The organism is Gracilibacillus ureilyticus (assembly GCF_900111195.1).
In the GTDB taxonomy this organism is placed as follows: domain Bacteria; phylum Bacillota; class Bacilli; order Bacillales; family Amphibacillaceae; genus Gracilibacillus; species Gracilibacillus ureilyticus.
On the sequence record NZ_FOGL01000005.1, the window covers coordinates 128,287 to 151,745 of the forward strand.

General features: G+C 36.1%; 17 protein-coding genes. 16 read left to right on the forward strand and 1 reads right to left on the reverse strand.

Annotated elements, in window-relative coordinates:
* Nucleotides 1-2: 2 nt before the first annotated feature.
* The 12 genes from BMW36_RS07220 (at nt 3) to BMW36_RS07275 (ending at nt 18,381) form a co-directional block, all read left to right on the forward strand.
* Nucleotides 3-875, forward strand: a complete 873-nt coding sequence (locus tag BMW36_RS07220) for a carbohydrate ABC transporter permease (protein ID WP_089740186.1) — start codon at nt 3-5, stop codon at nt 873-875.
* A 97-nt stretch (nt 876-972) separates the two neighbouring features.
* Nucleotides 973-2,601 (forward strand): ABC transporter substrate-binding protein, encoded by a 1,629-nt coding sequence (locus BMW36_RS07225; RefSeq protein ID WP_089740187.1) that lies wholly within the window; start codon nt 973-975, stop codon nt 2,599-2,601.
* A 68-nt stretch (nt 2,602-2,669) separates the two neighbouring features.
* On the forward strand, nt 2,670-3,461 hold the full coding sequence (locus BMW36_RS07230; RefSeq protein ID WP_089740188.1) for a Nif3-like dinuclear metal center hexameric protein: 792 nt from the start codon (nt 2,670-2,672) through the stop codon (nt 3,459-3,461).
* A gap of 111 nt (nt 3,462-3,572) precedes the next feature.
* Complete coding sequence (locus tag BMW36_RS07235; protein WP_089740189.1) at nt 3,573-4,253, forward strand: YesL family protein; 681 nt, start codon at nt 3,573-3,575, stop codon at nt 4,251-4,253.
* 25 nt (nt 4,254-4,278) lie between these two features.
* A complete protein-coding gene (locus BMW36_RS07240; protein ID WP_089740190.1) occupies nt 4,279-7,686 on the forward strand; it encodes a glycoside hydrolase family 2 TIM barrel-domain containing protein in 3,408 nt (1,135 codons plus the stop codon).
* Nucleotides 7,687-7,702: 16 nt separating this feature from the next.
* Entirely contained in the window at nt 7,703-8,851 is a 1,149-nt protein-coding gene (locus BMW36_RS07245) for a Gfo/Idh/MocA family protein (RefSeq protein ID WP_089740191.1), read from the forward strand.
* A 421-nt stretch (nt 8,852-9,272) separates the two neighbouring features.
* Nucleotides 9,273-11,522: a glycosyl hydrolase family 95 catalytic domain-containing protein gene (locus tag BMW36_RS07250; protein WP_089740192.1), complete on the forward strand. Its 2,250-nt coding sequence runs from the start codon at nt 9,273-9,275 to the stop codon at nt 11,520-11,522.
* Between the two features lie 14 nt (nt 11,523-11,536).
* A complete protein-coding gene (locus tag BMW36_RS07255; RefSeq protein ID WP_089740193.1) occupies nt 11,537-13,009 on the forward strand; it encodes a glycoside hydrolase family 1 protein in 1,473 nt (490 codons plus the stop codon).
* Nucleotides 13,010-13,047: 38 nt separating this feature from the next.
* The gene (locus BMW36_RS07260) at nt 13,048-14,808 is read left to right on the forward strand and encodes a cache domain-containing sensor histidine kinase (protein ID WP_245711614.1); all 1,761 of its coding nucleotides are present in this window, start codon (nt 13,048-13,050) and stop codon (nt 14,806-14,808) included.
* 23 nt (nt 14,809-14,831) lie between these two features.
* Nucleotides 14,832-16,346 carry a response regulator transcription factor gene (locus BMW36_RS07265; RefSeq protein WP_089740195.1) on the forward strand — a complete coding sequence of 505 codons (1,515 nt, stop codon included), beginning with the start codon at nt 14,832-14,834 and terminating at the stop codon, nt 16,344-16,346.
* Nucleotides 16,347-16,357: 11 nt separating this feature from the next.
* Nucleotides 16,358-17,047 (forward strand): YesL family protein, encoded by a 690-nt coding sequence (locus BMW36_RS07270; RefSeq protein ID WP_089740196.1) that lies wholly within the window; start codon nt 16,358-16,360, stop codon nt 17,045-17,047.
* Nucleotides 17,044-18,381, forward strand: coding sequence for a DUF4340 domain-containing protein (locus BMW36_RS07275; protein ID WP_089740197.1), 1,338 nt, complete (start codon nt 17,044-17,046; stop codon nt 18,379-18,381). Before BMW36_RS07270 ends, BMW36_RS07275 begins: the two co-directional genes overlap by 4 nt.
* A gap of 45 nt (nt 18,382-18,426) precedes the next feature.
* Here BMW36_RS07275 and BMW36_RS07280 read toward each other — a convergent pair whose 3' ends face one another.
* A complete protein-coding gene (locus BMW36_RS07280) occupies nt 18,427-18,921 on the reverse strand; it encodes a GbsR/MarR family transcriptional regulator (protein ID WP_245711615.1) in 495 nt (164 codons plus the stop codon).
* A 262-nt stretch (nt 18,922-19,183) separates the two neighbouring features.
* Here BMW36_RS07280 and BMW36_RS07285 point away from each other — a divergent pair, with 262 nt between their 5' ends.
* The 4 genes from BMW36_RS07285 to BMW36_RS07300 all read left to right on the forward strand — a co-directional run bounded on the left by BMW36_RS07285 (nt 19,184) and on the right by BMW36_RS07300 (nt 23,459).
* On the forward strand, nt 19,184-20,383 hold the full coding sequence (locus tag BMW36_RS07285) for a quaternary amine ABC transporter ATP-binding protein (protein WP_089740198.1): 1,200 nt from the start codon (nt 19,184-19,186) through the stop codon (nt 20,381-20,383).
* Complete coding sequence (locus tag BMW36_RS07290; RefSeq protein ID WP_089740199.1) at nt 20,376-21,215, forward strand: ABC transporter permease; 840 nt, start codon at nt 20,376-20,378, stop codon at nt 21,213-21,215. Before BMW36_RS07285 ends, BMW36_RS07290 begins: the two co-directional genes overlap by 8 nt.
* A 67-nt stretch (nt 21,216-21,282) precedes the next feature.
* Nucleotides 21,283-22,206, forward strand: a complete 924-nt coding sequence (locus BMW36_RS07295) for a glycine betaine ABC transporter substrate-binding protein (protein WP_089740200.1) — start codon at nt 21,283-21,285, stop codon at nt 22,204-22,206.
* A 392-nt stretch (nt 22,207-22,598) separates the two neighbouring features.
* Entirely contained in the window at nt 22,599-23,459 is an 861-nt protein-coding gene (locus BMW36_RS07300; RefSeq protein WP_245711623.1) for an ABC transporter permease, read from the forward strand.

Here is a 23,459-nt window from a genome sequence, read left to right on the forward strand (position 1 = left end):
ATATGAAAGACTCATGGCAATATAAAACTTTTAAAGTATTTAACACAATCATATTACTTCTGATTGTTGTCGTCACATTGTTTCCATTTTTCAACATTCTTGCACAGTCATTCAGTTCAGAGGCCTATATCAACTCAGGGCAGGTAACGCTATGGCCAAAAGGCTTTAATGTGGAAACATATAAAGTCATTATGTCTGATAATATGTTTTGGATAAATTATAAAAATACGGTGATATATACAGTTGTCGGGACAGTAATATCCCTTATTTTATCAACAATGATTGCATATCCGTTAGCTAAAAAGCGATTAAAAGGACGCAGATTTTTAACAATGTTCTTTGTATTTACGATGTTTTTTAATGGAGGATTAATTCCTAACTATGTACTAGTTACCTCATTAGGGTTCGGAAATTCCATCTGGGCAATTGTTATCCCGAATGCAATCAGTGTATTCAATATGCTGATTATGAGAACTTTCTTTGAAAATATACCGGATGAACTGGAAGAAGCGGCGATTATGGATGGATCGAATACATTTGGTATTTTATTCAGGATTGTATTGCCTTTGTCAAAACCTATTCTGGCAACAATGATGTTATTTTACGCAGTAACACATTGGAATTCATGGTTCCCTGCTTTTATCTATTTTACAGACAAGGAATTGTTTCCGGTTTCAATTTATTTGAGAAATATGATAAAAGGTGCAGAATCAGGGCTTGGTACTGGAGCTTCCAGTGCGGATAATTTAGTTCAAATCTCTGCAAATATTAAGTCTGTAACAATGATCCTGACGGTACTGCCAATTTTAGTATTGTATCCATATATTCAAAAATACTTCGTTTCAGGAGTAATGTTAGGTTCTGTCAAAGGTTAAGCTAGTTGATATTTAAGGAGGTGATGGTAAGCCAAGTTCTTCGCGACCTATAATTGTCTTTATCTTTTTAATTTTAACAAATAGAGGGGGAAAGTAAATGAGTAAGCAATGGAAAAAGTTATTGGTAACTTTCATGTTGTTATTTGTTTTGGGTATTTTAACAGCTTGTAATGATTCGGATGCAGACAGTGATGGAGAAGACACGTCTGATGGAGAAACATCAGGCGCGGCGATGGAAGACTATGGAGTGGGAGATACATTTAAAGCTACGGAGCCTGTCACTTTCACAACACTTTTTAGCGACCACCCGAACTATCCGATTAAAGATGACTGGATGTTATTTGAAAAAATTAAAGAATTAACCAATGTCGAACTAGATATCACAGCTGTACCTTTCAGTGATTATGCAGATAAGAGAAGCTTATTAATTAGCAGCGGGGATGCTCCGTATATTATCCCGAAAACATACCCTGGTGAAGAAACACCATTTGTTTCATCTGGAGCCATTTTACCGATTAGTGATTATGTTGATATGATGCCTCACTACCAAGATAAAGTGGAGAAGTGGGAAATTGAACCATTCCTTGAAGGACTTCGCCAGCAGGATGGAAAGTATTACGTGCTTCCCGGATTGCATGAAAATGTATGGCCGGATTACAGTCTGGCAATTAGAACAGATATTCTAGAAGAGCTTGGCCTTGAAGAACCGAAAACATGGGAAGAACTTGAAGTTGTATTAGAAGAAATGAAAAAAGCGTATCCAGATTCCATACCTTTCTCTGATCGTTTTAAATTCGACAGTACATTGAACATAGCGGCAGTTGGCTTTGATACACAAGCAGGCTGGGGACTTGGCAACATGCTGGATTATCAGGAAGATACAGATGAATTTATCTTTTCACCGGCAACAGAAAACTACAGGAGCATGGTGGAGTATTTCCATGGACTGGTTGAAAAAGGATTACTTGATCCTGAGAGTGTAACACAGGAAGACGAACCTGCAGTTGAGAAATTCACTAGTGGTAAATCTTTTGTTATAAATACTAATGGCCAAACATTAACTCAGTACCGCGACACTATGGATGAAAGCCTTGGAGCAGATAATTACTCAATTAAGAAAATTGTAGTTCCAGGGGGACCTGCAGGTGATCTGATGACAGGAAGTAAACTAGAGAATGGTATTATGTTCTCTGCAGCTGCAAAAGATGATCCAAACTTCGAAACAATGCTTCAATTCATTGATTGGATGCTATATAGTGATGAAGGTTTAGAGTTTAACAAGTGGGGAGTTGAAGGGGAAACATATACGAAAGAGAATGGTGAGTATGTGTTAGCGGAAGATATTACATTCCGTGGAATGAATCCTGATGCTGAAAAAGATTTACAAATTGATTTTGGTTTTTCTGGAGGTAACTTCTCATATGGAGGACCAACTGAATTATTACACTCAATGTTTAATGAGGAAGAGATTGAATTCCAAAATGCAATGCTCGAAACGAAAGAACTTGTTTTACCAGACCCGCCGATTAAATATGATGCAATGCAATTAGAACAGTCATCCTTATTAAGTACACCACTTAAAGATCATGTTACCCAAAATACGTTGAAATTTATCGTTGGTGAACGAAGCTTGGATGAATGGGATACCTTTGTGCAAGAATTAGAAGCAAAAAATATGCAAGGTTATGTGGACTTAGCTAACCAGGTATATCAAGAAAGTAAATAACTATTAAGTACACGGGGAGTATTCCTTCCCGTGTATACTTGTATCTAATGAATGAAGGGAGGATAAAGATGAACCTGCAGGTAAGAGAAGTGATTAATATAATAACAAAACCCGTTGGAATTATACCTGATACAGTGGATATGTTGCTATTCGGTTCTGACAATCAATCTGTTGATAATATTGGTGTAGCATTTATGCCAACATACGAAAATATCCGAAAATGTGTAGAGATGGACATTAATTTGTTAGTTTGCCACGAAGGCGTCTTTTACAGTCATTCAACTGATGTCCCGTTAAATGGAAGTTCAATAATAGTGGAGAAACAGAGATTAATAGAAAAATCAGGTATTTCTATTTTCCGATTGCATGATTATATCCATAATTATAAACCTGACTTAATAATGAAGGGGTTAATACGATCATTATGCTGGGAAGATAATATACTGGAGCACAAAGCGACATCCTCCGTTCTTCAGCTTCCAAAGATAACATTAAATGAAATAATTACATATATAAAAAATAAATTAAATTTACCTTACCTTCACTTTATAGGCGATTTAACTATGGAAATTAGTAAAGTAGGATTACTGGTGGGGTTCAGAGGTGGAGGAGCGAATGCCATCCCATTATTCGAAGAGGACGGAGCAGACCTTGTTATTTACGGAGAGGGACCCGAATGGGAGACACCCGAATATGTACGTGATGCCATGGCGCTTGGTAAGCAGAAAGCAGTAATCATATTGGGACATCGAGAAAGCGAAGAACCGGGGATGAAACTTTTTGCCAAGGAATTACAAACAATATTTCCTGATACTCCAGTTAACTTTCTTGTCTCGAATGCACATATTCATCTGTACTGACAGAAACATTGGGTGCAGGTGTTCTACATATACAGATTAAAAAAATCAGACCTCTGTCTTGTGCGAATTCATTGTAAAATAGATATAAATTAACAGGAAGGGATTTTTATTATGAATTCTAATCAATTTGCTCAAAGCGGATTTTACCGCTTTTCCAACTATGTATACTGGTTAATGATACTGAATATATTGTTCGTTGTAACCAATATACTGTTCTTTTTTGCATTCATTACATTGATACCGAGTGTTAATAATGCGATCTTTTATTTTATTGCAAGTATTCCAGCAGGCCCTGCAGTTGCAGCTTTATGTCATTCGCTTAGTAAACTTGTCCAAAATAATGAAATTGCCCCTTTTAGCGATTTCTTCCAGGCATATAAAAACAATTTTATGGATGTACTAAAAATTTGGTTGCCTATTTTAATTGCTTCATTTATTCTCATTATTGATATTCAGTATTTCAACCAAAATCCTACACTATTTAATCAGATTTTAAACGGAATCTTTCTTGTTGGTTTATTAGTTTTGTCAATATTTACATTTTATGCGCTAATAATTACGACACATTTTAAATTTAGAATAAGAGATATTTACAGATTAGCATTGTACTATATTTTTAAACGGTTAAAAATATCAACAGGTAACATATGTATCATTTTTTTAACATTGGTTCTAATGTTTTTTACATCAGATTTTATTATTTTTCTATTATTCAGTTTAGTAGGTTGGTTACTCATGATAAATACAAAGAGTGTAATAGAAGATGTGAGAAAAACATTTGTAAGAGAATGAATTTACTGTAGAAGGAGCTTTTTTAATGAATCGCAAAATCCTGTTTAATGATAACTGGGAGTTCGCTAAGTCTGAACTAGGTTTTAATGATTACTCGAGTTTAAATTTCTCACCTGTTGATTTACCGCACGACTGGTTAATCTATGATTCTTTAAATCTCTATGAAAACAGTATTGGCTGGTATCGCAGGAATCTTGAACACAGAAAGACCGGGCAGGAAACGATTATATACTTTGATGGGGTTTATATGGAATCGACTCTTTATGTGAATAATCAGTTTGTTGGTGAATGGAAATATGGCTACTCCTCCTTTGAATTCAATATTACTGAATTTCTGCATGACGGTGAGAATGAGATACTTGTAAAGGTTGTTCATCAAAGCCCTAATAGCAGATGGTATTCAGGTGCTGGCATTTATCGAAATGTCTGGTTAAAGACGAGGGAGAAAAATTATATTGAGACAGATGGTCTGTATATTTCGACAAGGGAAGAGAAGCATGGCTGGATTGTTGATATAGAAACGGAATTAAATATTTGTGAAAAAGGTCAATTAACGCATAAATTGATGGATCAAGATACATTAATAGCTGCCACAACAGGAACTGCAAAGGAAAAAGGGGTTTATACTGCTCAATTAATGATTCAGTCACCTAAACTGTGGGACATGGAAAATCCTAATTTGTATCATCTGGAAACAACATTGTTTATTGATGACAAGAAGGTAGAAGTTGTGAATCAAAATGTAGGTTTCAGAAGTATTGTATTAGATCCTGATCAGGGATTCCTTTTAAATGGTAAAAAATCAAAATTGAATGGTGTCTGTGAACATCACGATTTGGGAGCCCTTGGCGCCGCCTTTAACGTAAGCGCTTTAAAACGGAGATTTCATCTGTTAAAGGAAATGGGTGTCAATGCAATACGTACCGCACATAATATGCCGGCAAAGGAGTTTATGGAACTTGCGGATACGATGGGATTTCTTGTTATAACAGAAGCATTTGACATGTGGGAAAGATCAAAGACACCGTATGATTATGCAAGGTTTTTTCAAGAGTGGGCATATAAGGATGTGCAAAGCTGGGTACGAAGAGATCGCAACCATCCTAGTTTGCTGTTGTGGAGTATTGGAAATGAAATTTATGATACCCATGCTGATGAAAGGGGGCAGGAAATTACAAAACAATTAGTAGAGTATGTCCGTCAGTTTGATCCAAAACAGAACGCTGGAATTACGATAGGATCGAATTACATGCCGTGGGAAAATGCTCAGAAATGTGCAGATATAGTAAAAATAGCAGGATATAATTATGCGGAAAAGTATTATCATGTCCACCATGAGAAATATCCGGACTGGGTTATCTATGGAAGTGAAACTGCTTCAACCGTTCAGAGCAGAGGAATCTATCATTTTCCATACGAGAAATCGATCCTGGCAGATGATGATGAACAATGTTCGGCACTTGGAAACAGTTCGACAAGTTGGGGAGCAAAGTCAACAGAAGCGTGTATTATAGCAGACAGAGATGCACCATTCTCTTTAGGTACATTTATTTGGACAGGGTTCGACTACATCGGTGAACCCACTCCATATCACACGAAAAATTCGTATTTAGGACAAATTGATACCGCAACATTTCCAAAGGACTCTTATTGTATATATCAAGCTGCATGGACGGATTATAAAAAGAATCCAATGGTCCACATTTTCCCATATTGGGACTTTAATGAAGGACAATTAATTGATGTAAGAATATGCTCTAATGCTCCAAAGGTCGAACTTCTGTTCAATGGTGAATCAATAGGCACCTTTCATCCAGACCATTCGAATGGTAAGCAATTAACAGGATGGTGGAAATTACCGTACCAAAAAGGAGAAATAAAGGCGGTTGCCTATGATGAGACAGGACAGGTAATAGCTACAGACAGCAGAAGGTCATTTGGAAATGCTTCTTCCATTCAGCTTACGCCTGATAAGAACAAACTGAAAGCAGATGGAACTGATCTTATCTTTCTGGAAATAAGCATGCTGGATCATGAAGGAAATTTAGTGGAAAACGCGAATAACAGAGTTGAGGTAGCAGTTAAAGGTGCAGGTCGGTTAATCGGATTGGATAATGGCGACAGTACCGATTACGATTCATACAAGGGGACTAGCAGAAGATTATTTAGCGGAAAATTAATGGCCATTATAGCAGCAAAAAAAGAGGCAGGAAAGATACAAGTCGAGGTCACCTCAAATGGGATGAAAAATAAAGTTATTGAATTAGAGGCTTTAGAATCAATCGAAGATATTAAAGGAATTTCTGCTAGTACAGAAAACACCCAAAAGAAAGTGATAATGGGAAATGATAAGGAATTGCCATTACGGAAGGTAGAAATCGTGTCAGAAGAAGGTCAGCACTTCCATTCATCACTAAGAGAGATCCAGGTGTATGCTAAATTACATCCCGAAAAGACAGACTACCATGATCTGGAGTGGAGTGTAGTTACAGATATTGGGGTGGAATCCAATATTGCAACGATTGAGTCAAATGGTAATTATGCAACAGTATCAGCTTTAGGTGATGGTGAATTTCGTGTTCGATGTAAAAGTTCTAATGGGACCGATAAGACAAAAATTATTTCAGAACTTGAATTAAAGGCAACAGAGCTTGGAACTGCATATAAAAATCCCTATAAATTTATCTCAGCAGGCTTATATGATTATAGTAAAGGAGAGATAGGGAATGGAAATGAGCGAGGGATAGCTACAAGCCGTGACGAGGAAACACAAGTTGGTTTTCGAAATATTGATTTTGGCCGTGACGGATCTGATATGATCACAATTCCTGTTTTTGCTCTGTCAAATGAACCTTATATGCTTCAAATATGGGAAGGAATGCCTGATGAAACAGAAAGTGAAATACTAGCTGATGTTATTTATCAAAAAGAATCAAAGTGGAATGTCTATCAGGAAGAGACTTACCGTCTTAGTAAAAAGCTAAAAGGAATTACTTCACTTTGTTTTGTATTAAAACAAAAAGTTCATATCAAAGGCTTTACATTTATAAAACAAAACCGGGCATTTGAGAAGCACCTGGCAATAGACATGGATCATATCTATGGTGACTCGTATACACTTAACGAAGAAGCGGTAGAAGGCATTGGAAATAATGTGACATTAGAATTTGCAGAATTTAACTTTAGCGAAGAGTTTACAGATAGAATTTATATTTGCGGTCACTCTCCGATAGATAAGAATACTATCCATATTCAATTTTTAAGTGAGTCTGGTGAAAGTAACCAGATAGTAGAATTCAATAAAACAGATAACTATGAAGAAAAGGAATTCATGCTAAACAGGATAGAAGGAATGACAAAAGTCTGCTTTATTTTTTTACCTGGTTCTAACTTTAATTTTAAATGGTTCAGATTCGGAAAATCATCCATATGAAAGGAAGAGATTGGTAATGTTAAAAGTTGCGATTATTGGTACAGGTGCGATTGCGGACGCTCATATACATGCCTACTTGAAATTCCAGAAAAGATGTAAGATTGTGGCCTTTAGTGATATTTATGTTGAGAAAGCAAGAAAAAAAGCAGAAAAATTCCAGTTGGATATCAAGTTGTATGAAGATTATCAGGAAATGATAGCGAGAGAAGATATTGATTTGGTCTCCGTGTGTACACCTCCATATACTCATGCAGAGATTGCAGTCAATTCGATGGATAACGGGAAGCATGTACTGGTTGAAAAACCAATGGCATCTTCCTTGGAAGAATGTGATCGAATGATTGCATCAGCTTCTTCTAATAAAAAGATTTTGTCTGTAGTTGCTCAAAATCGTTTTACTACACCAATGATGAAATTGAAGAAAATACTGGAAACAGAATTGATGGGCCCAGTTGTTCATACACAGGTTGACTCGTATTGGTGGCGCGGTCACAGTTATTATGATCTCTGGTGGCGCGGGACATGGGAAAAAGAAGGTGGTGGCTGTACTTTAAATCATGCTGTTCATCATATCGACATTTTTCAGTGGATGAATGGAATGCCTGATGAAGTAACATCCGTCATAAGTAATACTTCACACGACAATGCCGAGGTGGAAGATATCTCTATAGCAATCGCTAAATACAAAAATGGTAGTCTTGCACAAATTACTAGTTCTGTTGTTCATCATGGTGAGGAACAACAACTCATCTTCCAGGGGAAAAATGCCCGAGTCTCGGCACCATGGAAGGTTGTAGCGTCCAGGTCCAAAGAAAATGGGTTCCCTGTACCTGACTATGATTTAAGTAATCAAATTGATGAAACATATAAAGAAATACCAGACTTGGAGTTTGAAGGACATTCTGGTCAAATTGATAATTTGCTCAATGCAATTAATAATGGCACAGAAGTATTAGTGGATGGAGAACAAGGAAGAAACACACTGGAGTTAATTACAGCAATATATGAATCTGCTACATTAGGAAAAACAATCAGCTTACCGCTTTCCGCAAACAGTATGTTTTATACAAGAAACGGAATATTAGATAATGCGCCCAAGTTTTATGAAAAGAAAACCGCAATAGAAGGGTTCGCAAAAAATGAAATCACTTCTGGTGGAAATTAAAATTCAGAAGGGATTACCAGGCGAGAAAAATGAGAAGTCTTATAGCGGAATTTCAACAATTATATTTATAAATGTATCTAAGGGAAAAAATTTCACATGAACTTTGACTGTTCATGTGAATTTTTTTTAAAATATTATTCCTCCTTCACACCTAACTGAGCAAAAGTCCTACTGAAAGCCATAAAAGAAGCCGTTGCTTTTTTAAATTAATTTATTTATAATGTACTTAATTCACCGAATGTACTTAGTTTACGATCTAACGAAATGATAACGATTACATCGGAGGTTCCTTGTGACACTTCGGAAACCGGTTTCTTAATTTAATAGGGAGATTTTGCATAAGATAATGAGAAGGTATCTGTCTTCCTGGCAATTATGGAAGAGGCAAGCTTTGTATTAATCATGTAAAGGAGAAATAATCATGAAGAATTTATTTCCTGAAAGGGGAATATGGTCACGTAGACCTGCGGATAGATGGGAAGATGCATTAGTTGCTGGAAATGGCAGTCACGGAGTGATGGTTTATGGTGATCCTGTGAAAGATACAATTATCGGTAATCATTGCAGACTTTATTTGCCTCAGGGTAATTCGCATGAAATTCCTGACTTAGCTCCATTCTTAACTGAAACCAGAGCAATTATTGCAACAGAAGGATACGAAAAAGCAATTAAGTTCCAATACGAAAAGGCAAAAGAATTAGGCTACCAGGGATTAACAATGAGTGATCCGTTTCATCCCGGCTTTCATTTACTAATTGGAACAGATCACAAAGAATTCGATAATTACAGTCGTTGTATTAATTATCAGACAGGTGAATTAACGGTCTCTTATATGGTTAGAGGAAGGCAGTATGAGCGAAGGACATTTGTTTCACATGCAGATAATCGAATTTATCATCAATTAAGTCCCGGTAATTATAAGCTCTATTTAAAGAACTATAAAAATGACAAACTGATTCAGTCAAGTTTTCAGAACCAGTCATTATTGCAAACGAATTTTTCCTATGTATACGGGGATGGCGGATATGATGTAATGATAAGGATAAAAAGTGAAAAATTATCTCCTATACAGAATAGAACCGGATTTTATGTGGAATCCGGCTCAAATATATTAATTGAAATGCAAATTGTCCCATATTCTGATACACATACAAGGGAAGTAATAAAAACACCGCTTTACCCGATAGCAAGTTATCATAAATTATTTGACCAACATAAAAATATCCATCAGGAAAAATTTAAACGTGTAGAATTAAATCTGGTCAGTAGTGAAGAACGGTTTAAATGTATTGATGATATCATTTTGAATGCTAAGAGCAAGAACTCAGTCTGTCCTGTCCTGTTAGAAAAAATGTACGATGCTGGAAGGTATATGTATATATGCAGTGCAGGGGAGCTATCTCCAAATTTACAAGGAATCTGGACGGGGACATTTGAGCCTGCCTGGAGCGGAGATTTCACTTTTGACACGAATGTTCAATTGTCCATTGCGTCTGCATTATCTAGTAATCTTTTAGAAGGGATGGAAGGTTTCTTCAGACTGATTAAAGAGCTGCTTCCAGGGTTCAGAGAAAATGCACAAAAGTATTATGGCAGCAGAGGAATAATGGCGGCTATCCATGCAAGCAATACGGGCAGACACTTTCATTGGAATGAAGACTGGCCGCTGCATTTTTGGACATGTGGCGCAGGGTGGCTGGCCCATTGGTTTTATGAATATTACCGTTTTACCGGTGATCAATTATTTCTTAAAGAAGAGGTTATTCCATTATTAAAAGAAGTGGTCTTATTTTACGAAGACTTTCTTGTTGAAGACAATGATGGAACTTACCGATTTACTCCCTCTTATTCCGCTGAGAATGGGTGTGCAGACAATGCAACACAGGACATAGCGGTATTAAAACAGGTGTTGAACAATTTACTTGAAGCACATCGAATATTAAATCTACATTGCGCTAAGGTTTCTCAATGGAAGCGGATGATTGCCAAATTGCCTTCATATAAAGTAAATGAAGAGGGTGCATTAAAGGAATGGATATCAGATAAAGAGGAGAACTACAATCATCGTCATTTTTCTCATCTTTATCCTGTTTTTCAAAGCAGGGAATTTAATGAGAACACTCAACCGGAATGGTGGGAGGCATCACGGATTGCATTTGAGAAAAGGTTGGAAGCATGGTTATTGAATGAGAATGGAGACACTACTTCCACTCATGGACGAATGCATTCAGCTTTATGTGCTACCCAATTCCATATGTCTGAATTAGTTGAGGAGATTTTTCATTTACTTGTGAAAAACGACTGTTTTTATACATCGCTAATGATGTCCCATTATGATAATCAGGAAGTGTTTAATGTGGATGGTAATGGTGCTTTACCGCAAGTCATTCATGAAATGCTTGTGGACAATAGTAATAAACGTCTCACATTGTTAGGTGCATTGCCTGCTTCTCTTCCATCCGGAGAAATTAAGGGGATCCGTCTCCCGGACCAGTTGACGGTGAATTATCTTTACTGGAATTTAGAGGAAAAAGTAATAAAAATAGAAATAACCAGCGAAATAGAGCAAGTGTTGGAAATCTATTTACCACTATTTAAGAAAGCAAGACTACAAGATCACAGGATGATGTTTAAGCAAGGTAAAAGAGAGAGTTTAGAAATTTACTTATAAAGGAGTTAAAACTAATGTATCATGAAAAATTAGAAAAATTCCCTCAAAATTTTCTTTGGGGTGCGGCATCTGCAGCTTATCAGATTGAAGGGGGCTGGAATTCTGATGGAAAGGGTCCTTCCATCTGGGATCAATTTACTAAAATACCCGGCAAGACCTTTCAAGGTACAAATGGTGATATTGCCGTAGACCATTACAACCGTTATAAGGAAGATGTAAAACTTATGGCAGATATGGGGTTGAAAGCATACCGTTTCTCATTAGCCTGGAGCCGAATACTTCCTGACGGATCTGGTGAGATAAATGAAAAGGGATTAGCATTTTACGAGAATCTTATTAATGAATTGATAAAGCATAACATTGAACCTGTTTTAACCTTATATCACTGGGATATTCCTCAAGCCTTGCAAGACCGGTATAATGGCTGGGAATCCAGACAGGTAATTGATGACTTCGATAACTATGCTAGAATTTTGTTTAAGCGGTTTAAAGATAAGGTGAAGTACTGGGTAAGTTTTAATGAACAGAATGTTTTTACCGCATTGGGATACCGGTGGGAGGCACATCCTCCTAATCTATCAGATGTTAAAAAGATGTTTGAAGCCAATCATATTATCAATCTGGCGAACGCCAAGGCAATTAACAGCTTTCATGAACTGGTACCAGATGGTTTAATAGGACCAAGCTTTGGTTATGGTCCAATGTACAGTTTTAATTGTGAACCAGAGAATGTGTTAGCAACATTAAATGGAGAAGAGTTCCAGAATCATTGGTGGCTGGATGTTTATGTGAATGGGAAGTATCCGAAGGCAACATTCAAACAGTTAGTTAAATTAGGAGTAGCTCCAACTGTGGAAGAAGGAGATTTACAATTACTGCAGTCCGCAAAGCCAGACTTTTTGGGAGTTAATTACTATCATGGCGGAACCGTTCGGGCAAATGAAATAGAATTTCCTTCTGGGGATAACGATGCCGGATTAGAGAAGAGCTTCGAAGCAACAGATCCATATTTAATGAAGCCGAAAGAAGAACAAGCCCAAACTCCGGAAAAACGGATGTTTTCAAATGTATCAAACCCATTTTTAGAGAAAACAAAATGGGGCTGGGAAATAGATCCTGTTGGTATCAGAATAGCCTTAAGACGACTGCAAAATCGCTACGATCTGCCAATGATGATCACAGAGAACGGATTAGGAGCATTTGACGATCTGACGAATGAACGTACAATTGAAGATGACTACCGGATTGAATATTTAAGAGGCCATATAATAGAAATACAGAAAGCAATTACTGATGGAGTTGACCTTATTGGGTATTGTGCATGGTCCTTTACCGATCTGCTAAGCTGGTTAAATGGTTATCAAAAGCGATACGGTTTTGTTTACATTGACAGAGATGAAAAAGATGAAAAAGCGTTAGAACGTATCCCTAAGAAGAGTTATTTTTGGTACAAGTCGGTTATTGCAACAAATGGTCAAAACCTGTAAAATAAAGCGGTTACAAAATAGTGAAATGAGGGATTGCTGTGAAAAAATTACCGTTAAAAGTAAGTCAAAAGCTGCTTGGTATATATTTGATAGTTACAGCTATCCCGATTTTACTTGTAGGTGCCTATTTAAATTACAGTACAAGAGAAATCGTCATATCGAATGTCTTAAAAGAAGTAGAAACTAATGCAGATAAAATGGAAATGCGGTTAAATACTATATTTAACCGGGTAACAAATACTTCAGATTTACTTTATATTAATGACAATTTGAAAACGCTGCTAGCAAATGAGTATGAAACATTGCTGGACGTATATAATGCATACAATCAATACCCTGTGTTTGATGAATTTATAAAATATTATGATGAAATTGAGAATATTCAATTTTTCATGAATAAAAACATGATAACCAATTCTTATTTTATCCATGCTGACAATTCGGTAAGAAGCGAGAATTGGTATAAAGAAGCTGTTTCTAACAGGGGAAAAATTAACTGGGTTTATATTAAAGAACATTGGACAGAAAAAGAATATCTGACATTAACGAGATCCATATTCGGAAATGCAAACGAACTGCTGGGTGTACTGGCAATTTATATTTCCCCCGATGTACTGGCAACGGTTGTGGAAGGGGAACCTTACAATACTTTTATTACACTTGATAAAGAGGTAATTGTATATCATAAAGATCCAACATTTTTGGGAGAATCACCTGTTTTCTTTGCAGATATTAAGCAAGATAACAGGAATTATTTAATTGACACGAAATATCAAAGCGAAGACGTCAAACTAAGTGTACATGAAATTGTTCCGGAAAAGTCGCTTACCAATTCAGTTCAGATTTCCACTATTATACCGGTCGAGGAAATTATGGAAGAGCCGAATATCATTTTTACGAGAGGTTTTTTGATAACAAGTGGGGCACTGTTAGTATCTGTGATACTGATCGGAATTTTTATCCGGAGTTTTTATCGGAGGATTGAGCAGCTGAGAAAGACAATGTTCCAGGTTGCAAAAGGGAACTTCCAAATCACGAAAAAAATGAAAGGCAGTGATGAGATAAGCCAGGTTTATGAAGATTTAGCAACAACAACTAAAAGTGTCCAGAAAATCATTGATGAAGTATATATTCATAAAATAAAGGAAGAAACATGGAAACGCAAACAGAAGGAAATCGATTTCAAAATGCTCGCATCACAAATTAATCCGCATTTTCTTTATAACACATTAGAAACAATCCGGATGAAAGCATTGGTGAATAAAGACCCTGAAGTAGCTAAACTGATTAAAATGTTAAGTAAAATGATGCGATCAGCACTTGAAAGAACTGATAAGCCTGTTCCAATCAAAGAAGAGCTTGAATTAATTGAACATTATTTAGAAATACAACATGTCAGGTTTGGCAATAAATTTACTTATGACATAAATGTCGAAGAAGGGATTTTATCGAATAAAATTTTCCCGTTATTAATTCAGCCAATTGTTGAAAATGCAGTTATCCATGGGCTTGAGAGTAAAGAAGAAGCTGGATTTATCCATATTTCAATTATGGATGAAGATCGGTATATGAGGATAGAAGTGAAAGATAACGGGATAGGAATTCCTAAAAAACAACTGTATCAAATTCGCGCACAGATGGATGATGAGAATTATCAGTCTGATGGGAACAGAATCGGATTACACAATGTGCAGCAAAGAATTAAATTGTATTACGGGGATGCATTTGGAATTGAAATTGAAAGTATATTCGGGCTTGGAACAACAATGGCTATTAAATTACCAAAGCGAGTAGAGTAACACAAAAAAGGGAGGTAATCATTATGTTAAAAGTTTTGATTATTGATGATGAACCGCTCATTCGTGAAGGGCTTTGTTCCATAATAGAATGGGAACAATTTGGTTATACGATTGTCGGAACAGCTAAGAATGGTAATGAGGGGTTAAAGAACATACAACTTTTTCAGCCTGATGTTGTCTTTGTTGATATCAAAATGCCCGGATTAAATGGGATTGAAATGGTGAGAAAAGCAAAGGAGGCAGGAATAAAAGCGAAATTTATTGTACTGTCAGGGTACTCTAATTTTACTTATGCACAGGAATCGATCCGGTTAGGAATGGAATCTTATTTGCTAAAGCCGGTGGATGAAGAAGAATTAATTCCCTTAATTCAAAAAATTAAAGAAAAGTGCTTTAACGAAAAAAGTGTTGATTTGCAGCTGAATCAATATGAAAAAATTAAGGAACAACATGAGTGGAAAGAATTACTTTATGGAAATATGAAAGAAAACCTGTGGAACAACTATGGTAATAAATCTTTTTTAATGGCAAGTATACTTTCTGAAGATTTTATTGATTGGGAACATGTGGAGACTAGCATTAAACGAATAATGACATCTGATTCACGATTAGTTAAAATGGACAGTCAGCTTCTTGTCTTATTTTTCAATCAGTCTGTTAAATCAGCCGTTGGTTTTCTGGATAAATTAAGGATTTTTATTAAGGATAAATTATCTGTGGGAGTGAAAATTCAAATTATCGACAACGCAGTAAATTTTAGAAATCTTTCATCAGCATATAACCAGCTGGTCAAACTGCAAAATTACAGTTATAACTTTCATAATAATGTCATTTTATATAGTTCCATGCTCGATAGAAAAAAAGAGAAGCCTCTTCTGACAGATCAACTAGGGAACGCAATATTTAGAGCGCTGGAATTTGATGATAATCAGCAATTAGAGAATTATTTTAAGGAAATAAAGGAATATTATCAAACTTATTTGTTTCGAAAAGAGAGAATTCGAGCAGATTGGTTAGATTTTATTAAATCAGTTTATCGGAAAATGAAAAGTAATTATCCGTATCTGAAGCTTGAAAGTAACGAAAAGTTAGTAGAAGTGATTTATCAGGCGGAGGATTTAGAAACTTTACTACAGTTAACAAAAGAAATGCTAATGGCGAAGTCATGCCAGCTTAATAGTTTTGTAAGCACTTCCGAGAATACTATTGACAAAATTGTACAATATATTGAACAATATCATTATAGAGATTTATCATTAAAAATTATAGCTGAGCTATTTAAATATAATCGGTCTTATTTAGGGAAAAAATTCAAAAACTGTACTGGTGAATATTTTCACGTATATTTAGACAAAGTTAGACTTGATAAAGCTAAACAATTACTAAAACAGCCAGATATGAAAGTATATCAGGTTTCTGAGAAAGTCGGTTATTCTAATATAGATTATTTTTATAAAAAGTTTAAGAAATATAACGGGATGAGTCCTAAGGAATATCAAAAAGAACAGCGAAACAAAGAAATAACTGTACACCTATAGGGGGAAAGAAAATGTCACAGACTGTAACAGAACGCCCATTATATATTGCAATTCAGTATATCTACTATTTTTTGATGACTAACATTCACTTTATGCTTGCCAATCTATTATTTGTTCTATCCTTTATCATTTTCGAGCTGACTCTGGCTAATATGATTATTTTCTATTTTGCACTTATTCCGGCAGGTCCGGCACTGGCGGCATTGTATGCTGTCATGGGTAAGTTAACCAGGGAAAAAGAAATAAGTCCTGCGAAAGATTTTTGGAATTATTACAGAAAGAACTTTTTCATATCAATTAAATACTGGTTACTAAAATGGACAATTCTTGCCATGCTTTTGATTGATCTACAATACACGAATGCTCAGTTAAAATGGCTAACACCAGTTATTGTTATCCTGCTAGTGATTTTCTTACTTATCATGTTATATGCTTTCCCGGTTCTTACTAGATTTGAAGTGAAAGTAAAGAATCTATGGTTAGTTTCCATTTATTCTAATTTTAAATTTTTCAAAACGACGTTGATTAATTTATCTACATTTGTTTCACTGTTTATTATTTACATGTTTGCTCCAGGTATCGCTATATGGTTTTGTATGAGTATCGCAGCATTTTTTATTATGTTTAATATGAGAAAACCGCTGGAAACGATGGAGAAAGAGCTAGCGAATCCAAGTTCGTCTGATGAGGTGTCCACATGAGAAAAAAGTGGATTATTTTCCTGTTAATTGCCGTTATTGTCGGAGCATCGACTGTATTATTTATTATTACTGACCGCAATAAGGATACCGATGCGAAAGAATCCCCTGTTAATATTTTGGATGATTTTGATCAAATTATTACTATAAATGTAACAGCAATGGGGGAAGAAATAGAATTAAAAAGAGATGAGGGTACCTGGAATGTCCAAAATGTAGAAAGAAAGCAGAATAACAATAAAGTTACCAGTTTTGTTGAAGCGATGAATGAATTAGAAGGGGATCAAGTGGAGATTTCCAGAGAATCTGTCAAATTTGATTCTCCTGAAGTGACTGTAGCTTTTCAGGGAAAAGACGGGTCACAGCAAACTATTGCAATAGGGCAGTTACATTCTGATGGCAAGAAGTATTATATTCAGCATGTAGAGAAGAATGAAATTTATTTAGTTGATCGGGAGCTTGTTGAAACTATACCGTTGCAGTCAGCCATGCTTTTGGATAGTGCTATATTGACCATTTCACCTTCTGAAGTTGAAAACATTATTATTGATAATGGCACAGAACAATACCACCTGACCAAGGAATCACCATACAGTAAACAAGAATCGTTGGCTCATATAAGTGGCTGGTATGTTAAAGAACCTTATCACAGTGTTTACAGCGTTGCCTATTCAAAAATGGAGGCAATCCTTGCGGGAATGGAACAGCTACAGAAAACAGAGATAGTTGATGATGTCTCAAAGTTGGGAGAAGTAGATTTCCGAATAACCTTTCAAACGAGTGGTCATACAGAGACACTCCTTATAGGGGATCCGGCACCTGACCAGAAGTATTATGCAAAATTGGAGGGGACGGAAGAAGTTTTTACAATTGGTACAAGAACCCTTGATCCATACAGTCATCCACCTTTTGAATTAACTGATCATTTTGTCCATATTGTTCCATTAGAATATATTCAATCAATAGAAGTTACATCTAGTGAACACAATTGGATCATTACAGGTACTTCCGAAGCACATGAGTTGAATGAAGACGGTGAATTCAACAAACAATTTACAGTTAACGATAATGCCGTATCAACAGAGGCTGTACAGGAAGCGTATAAAAGTTTAGCAGGCCTTTCTTTTGACAGTGTAGTAAAAAATGAAAGCAATATTGCTGAAAATAAGGAATTGACCATTACCTACAATACCGGGTCACAGTATGTAATTGACTTTTACTCAATGAATGACACGTATTTTTCCTATCAGAAAAATAATGAAGGGTTCGATTTTCTAATTGAGAAAGAAAAGGTATACAAAGCCTTGGATGAAATCGAACAAGTCTTATTAAAATAGGCAGCAAAAAAACAAGCATTCCCTGTGGGTGCTTGTTTTTAAGGTTTAGAGGAAGTCATTTTTCTTAATCTTAGCAAATACTTCTTCCAGCGATTGGTGAAAAGAAATTGCTTCATTAATCTTATGTTCAATAGATATCTTTTGCTGGTGAGATGATTCATCTAAATTTTCTTTTATTTCAGAAAGATTATTGATTTGTCTATGTAATGATTCCAGCCAGCGATTGACATATGTTTTCATAAATTTTTTATAAAGATCTTCCCGTGCTTCATATAAATCTTTTCTAATCCCTTTTTGCCATACCCTTTCCACGAGATTAAATTCAAGCAATCTTCTAATAGCATAGCTCATCGCAGTTTTACTTTTCCCTAAGCCCTCTTTCATTTCATCAAGTGTCATTGGTCCTTCATTTAAATATAATGTAACAAATAATTGGGCTTCGGTTTTATTTAATGAGAACATTTCTAAGGTTTTGGAAAATTCCGAAATGATCTGGTTATTTATTTTTTCGAACGGTTCATTTCCCATTTGCTCATCCATAAAATACTGACACCCTCCTTAATTTCTCTTCTTCTACTTTACACATAAAAATATTTAAAAAGCAAATAATGAATATATCAGATTTCTCTGTAAATACTATAATGAACGTAATAGAGCGTATACATTTTGTAAAGTTTAAACTGAATATTAATAATAAACTGAGTGTTTCGGTTGAAATTTACATCTAAAAAGAGTAGAGTAGAAAAAGTGATGCAAAATAAATGATTCAAAATGCTTAGGGAAAATGAGGTGGTAGTTATTCATGTCTATTATTAAAGTGAGAAATTTATCTAAAATATTTGGTAAAAGAGTGAAGGAAGCAACCTCGTTATTAGACAAAGGAGCTTCGAAAGAAGAAATACTGAAGAAAACAGGTTGTACGGTAGGGGTAAATCGAGCTACGTTTGAAGTGCAGCAAGGTGAAGTTTTCGTTATTATGGGTCTTTCCGGAAGTGGGAAGTCAACACTTGTGCGCTTATTGAATCGTCTGATTGAGCCAACGAATGGAGATGTGGAAGTTGGTGGAGAGAATTTAGCCAAAGTTGGAAAGGAGCAGCTACGAAAAGTAAGACGAGAAAAACTAAGTATGGTTTTTCAGAAGTTTGGTCTGTTCCCGTTTCGAACAGTTCTGGAAAATACAGAATTCGGTTTAGAAATTCAAGGTGTTAAAAAAGAAGAACGTTCCAAAAAAGCGAAAGAGGCGTTGGAATTAGTTGGATTAGGCAGTTTTATTCATCAATATCCAGATCAATTGTCTGGTGGTATGCAGCAGCGTGTAGGACTTGCACGTGCACTAGCAAATGATCCCGAAGTATTACTGATGGACGAAGCTTTCTCTGCGTTAGATCCACTTATTCGAAAAGATATGCAGGATGAGTTGCTAGATCTCCAGGAAAAAATGAAAAAAACAATCATTTTTATTACACATGATCTGGATGAAGCATTACGTATTGGTGATCGAATTGCATTGATGAAAGATGGCTCAATTGTTCAAATCGGTACACCGGAAGAAATCCTGGTTAACCCGGCAAATGACTATGTTGAACGGTTTGTGGAGGATGTGGATCGCTCGAAAGTCTTAACAGCTAGCCATATTATGAAAAGGCCGGAAACAGTTGATATTGAGAAACACGGTCCAAGAGTAGCGTTGGAGCGAATGCGTGAACAAGGATTATCAAGTATCTATGTTGTTGATCGGACAAGACAATTAAAAGGGTATGTCACTGCCGATGATGTATCTGAAGCAAGGAAAAAAGAACAAAAAGACTTACACAATATAATCCGCACAGATATGCCGGTTGCTCAACCGGATACCTCCATTCATGAAATCTTCGAAATCATTCATAATGCCCCAGTACCGGTAGCTGTAGTGGATGACGGAAAGTTAAAAGGAATTATTGTACGAGGTGCCGTTATTGCGGCATTGGCTAATGGAAATGGGGTGACAGAGACTCATGCTTGATTTCTTACCTGAATTACCTGTAGCTGAATGGATAGATAATTTTGTTGACTGGACTAAGTCTGCTTTTTCATTCGCGTTTGATCCAATAAAAAATGAATTTGGCGACTTTATAGAAGGTACCGCTGAATTGTTAAGTGAAGTACCGCCATCTATTATCATCATAATTGTCGCATTATTAGCATTTTTTATTTCCGGTAAAAAAGTCGGGTTACCAATCTTCTCTATTATCGGCTTGTTGTTTATCCTGAATCAGGATATATGGGAAGAGTTAATGTTTACATTTACACTCATTTTATTTGCAAGTGTCATATCTGTAGTAATAGGTATACCGCTTGGTATCCTGATGTCTAAAAGCAGATGGGCACAAATAATCATTACACCAATACTGGATTTTATGCAAACAATGCCGGCATTTGTTTATTTAATTCCAGCTGTAGTATTTTTCGGAATCGGAATGGTTCCAGGTGTGTTTGCATCAGTTGTTTTTGCAACACCTCCTGTCGTTCGTTTTACTAATTTAGGTATTCGACAGGTTTCCAGTGAATTAGTAGAAGCAGCCGATGCATTTGGTACAACAGGATCACAGAAATTATTTAAAGTAGAATTACCTATGGCAAAGAAGACAATAATGGCAGGTGTTAACCAAACAGTTATGTTGTCATTGTCAATGGTAGTTATAGCCTCAATGATTGGTGCACCAGGTTTAGGTGACTTAGTATTATCAGCTTTGCAACGGTCACAAGGTGGCCAGGGATTTGTGGCAGGTTTAGGAATTGTTATTTTAGCAATAATTATTGATCGTATGACACAGAACTTAAATAAAGGGAAGTAAATAATGTCAGAACCTCCTTAAGGGGAGTTTCAATAAATTAACAATAAGAAAAAGGGGAGAATCTATTATGTTAAAAAACAAATGGAGAATCTTAGGATTTGCAAGTATGCTTGCACTTGTTCTTGTACTGGCGGCTTGTGGTGGTTCGGATGATTCTGAAGATACTGCAGGATCGGAAGAAACTGAGACAGAAGAAGCTGCAGTAGGCGAAGGTAAAGAAATTGAATTAGTTTATGTAAATTGGGATTCAGAAATTGCTTCCACTCATGTTGTAGGTAAAGTATTTGAAGATCTTGGATATGATGTGAAGGTTACTGCATTAGATAATGCAGCAATGTGGGAAGCGGTAGCTAATGGTGAAGCAGATGGTATGGTAGCAGCATGGTTACCTGGAACCCATGGTGATCTGTATGAAGCTCATAAAGATGCTCTAGTTGACTTAGGAGAAAATTTAAGTGGAGCAAAAATCGGGTTAGTTGTACCATCATATATGGATATTAATTCTATTGCCGACTTACCGGAATATGCAGAAGAATTAGATCAGAAAATTACAGGTATTGATGCAGGTGCAGGTGTTGTTCAATCAGCAGAACAGGCTGTAGAGGATTATGCACTTGAAGGATGGGAAGTTCAAACATCAACAGGTGGTGCGATGACAACAGCACTTGGTGAAGCTATTGATGCTGAAGAACCTATCGTAGTAACTGGCTGGACGCCACACTGGAAGTTCGCAGAATATGATTTGAAATATTTAGAAGATCCTGAACAAACATTTGGTGGAGAAGAGTATATTGCAACAATGGTACGCCAAGGACTGGAAGAAGATTTGCCAAGCGCTTATAAAGTATTAGATCAGTTTAACTGGACTACAGAAGATATGGAAAGTGTTATGCTTGAGATCAGTAATGGTGCTGATCCAGAAGAAGCTGCTGCTGCCTGGGTTGAAGAAAACCAGGAATTGGTATCAGAATGGACAGCAGGTATAGAATAATTATTAATAGAGGGCACCAATAGATTAATTCTATTGGTGTTTTTTTTTTTTTTTTTTTTTTTGGAATCGTGGACCTAAACGGTAAAATGAGCCTCTCTCCGATTCCGACCTCCCCATTTTACATGATTTTATGTCTCTTTTAAACGGTATCTTAAGAAAGCGGTTTCTAATATAATATTAACTAAGAAGACGGCATATTAACTGGTTTCCAGGTAAGGAGAGAGATAATGAGTAGAGAAAATAATTCAGCAAGTGCACAATCAAATCTTCCTGAAACATCCTCACCTGTTGAAAGACAGATAAGGATTGGATCGGGTATCACTAAAAATAATAAAAAGCCGTATACCAAAAGCTTTTGGAAACGAGCGAGTAAACAAAAAGCCTTATTACTAATGTCCATCCCTTTCGTTATTTGGCTGCTTGTATTTAAATACATTCCGATTGCTGGCTGGGTTATGGCATTCCAGGATTATAAACCGCAATTCGGTTTCTTTGAACAAGAGTGGGTAGGGTGGAAGCACTTTAAAGATCTATTTAATGAACCAATGTTCTATACAGCATTGGAAAACACATTAGGTATGGGAATTCTCGGACTTGTGTTTGGAACAGTATCGGCGATAGTTTTCGCATTACTGCTCAACGAATTAAGGTTTCTTACATTAAAAAAATGGACACAAACGATTTCTTATTTACCTCACTTTGTTTCATGGGTGATTGTTGCGAATATTGTCATTACAATGTTATCTCAGGAAGGGATTTTCAATAACATTTTAGTTGGATTAGGGATTATTGATCAGCCAATAAATTATATGGCAAAACCCGAAATGTTCTGGGGAATTGTTACACTGTCGGATGTATGGAAAGAAACTGGATGGAACGCCATTATTTATTTGGCAGCAATGGCGGGAGTGGACCCTCAACTTTATGAAGCTGCGAAAGTAGATGGTGCAAGCCGGATACGTCAAATGTGGCACATTACATTACCAAGCATCCGCGCTGTTATTATCGTCTTGTTAATTTTAAATATAGGTAATTTAATCAATATTGGTTTTGAGAAGCAAATGCTGTTAGGAAATAACATAGTGATGGAAAAAGCACTTGTTATTGATTTATATGCATTGGATTACGGTATTGGTATGTTTCGTTATTCATTTGGTACAGCGATTGGTATTTTTAAATCCGTTATCAGTGTCATTCTTATACTGATTTGTAATAGTGTAGCAAAACGTATCGGTGAAGGCAGGGTATTCTAA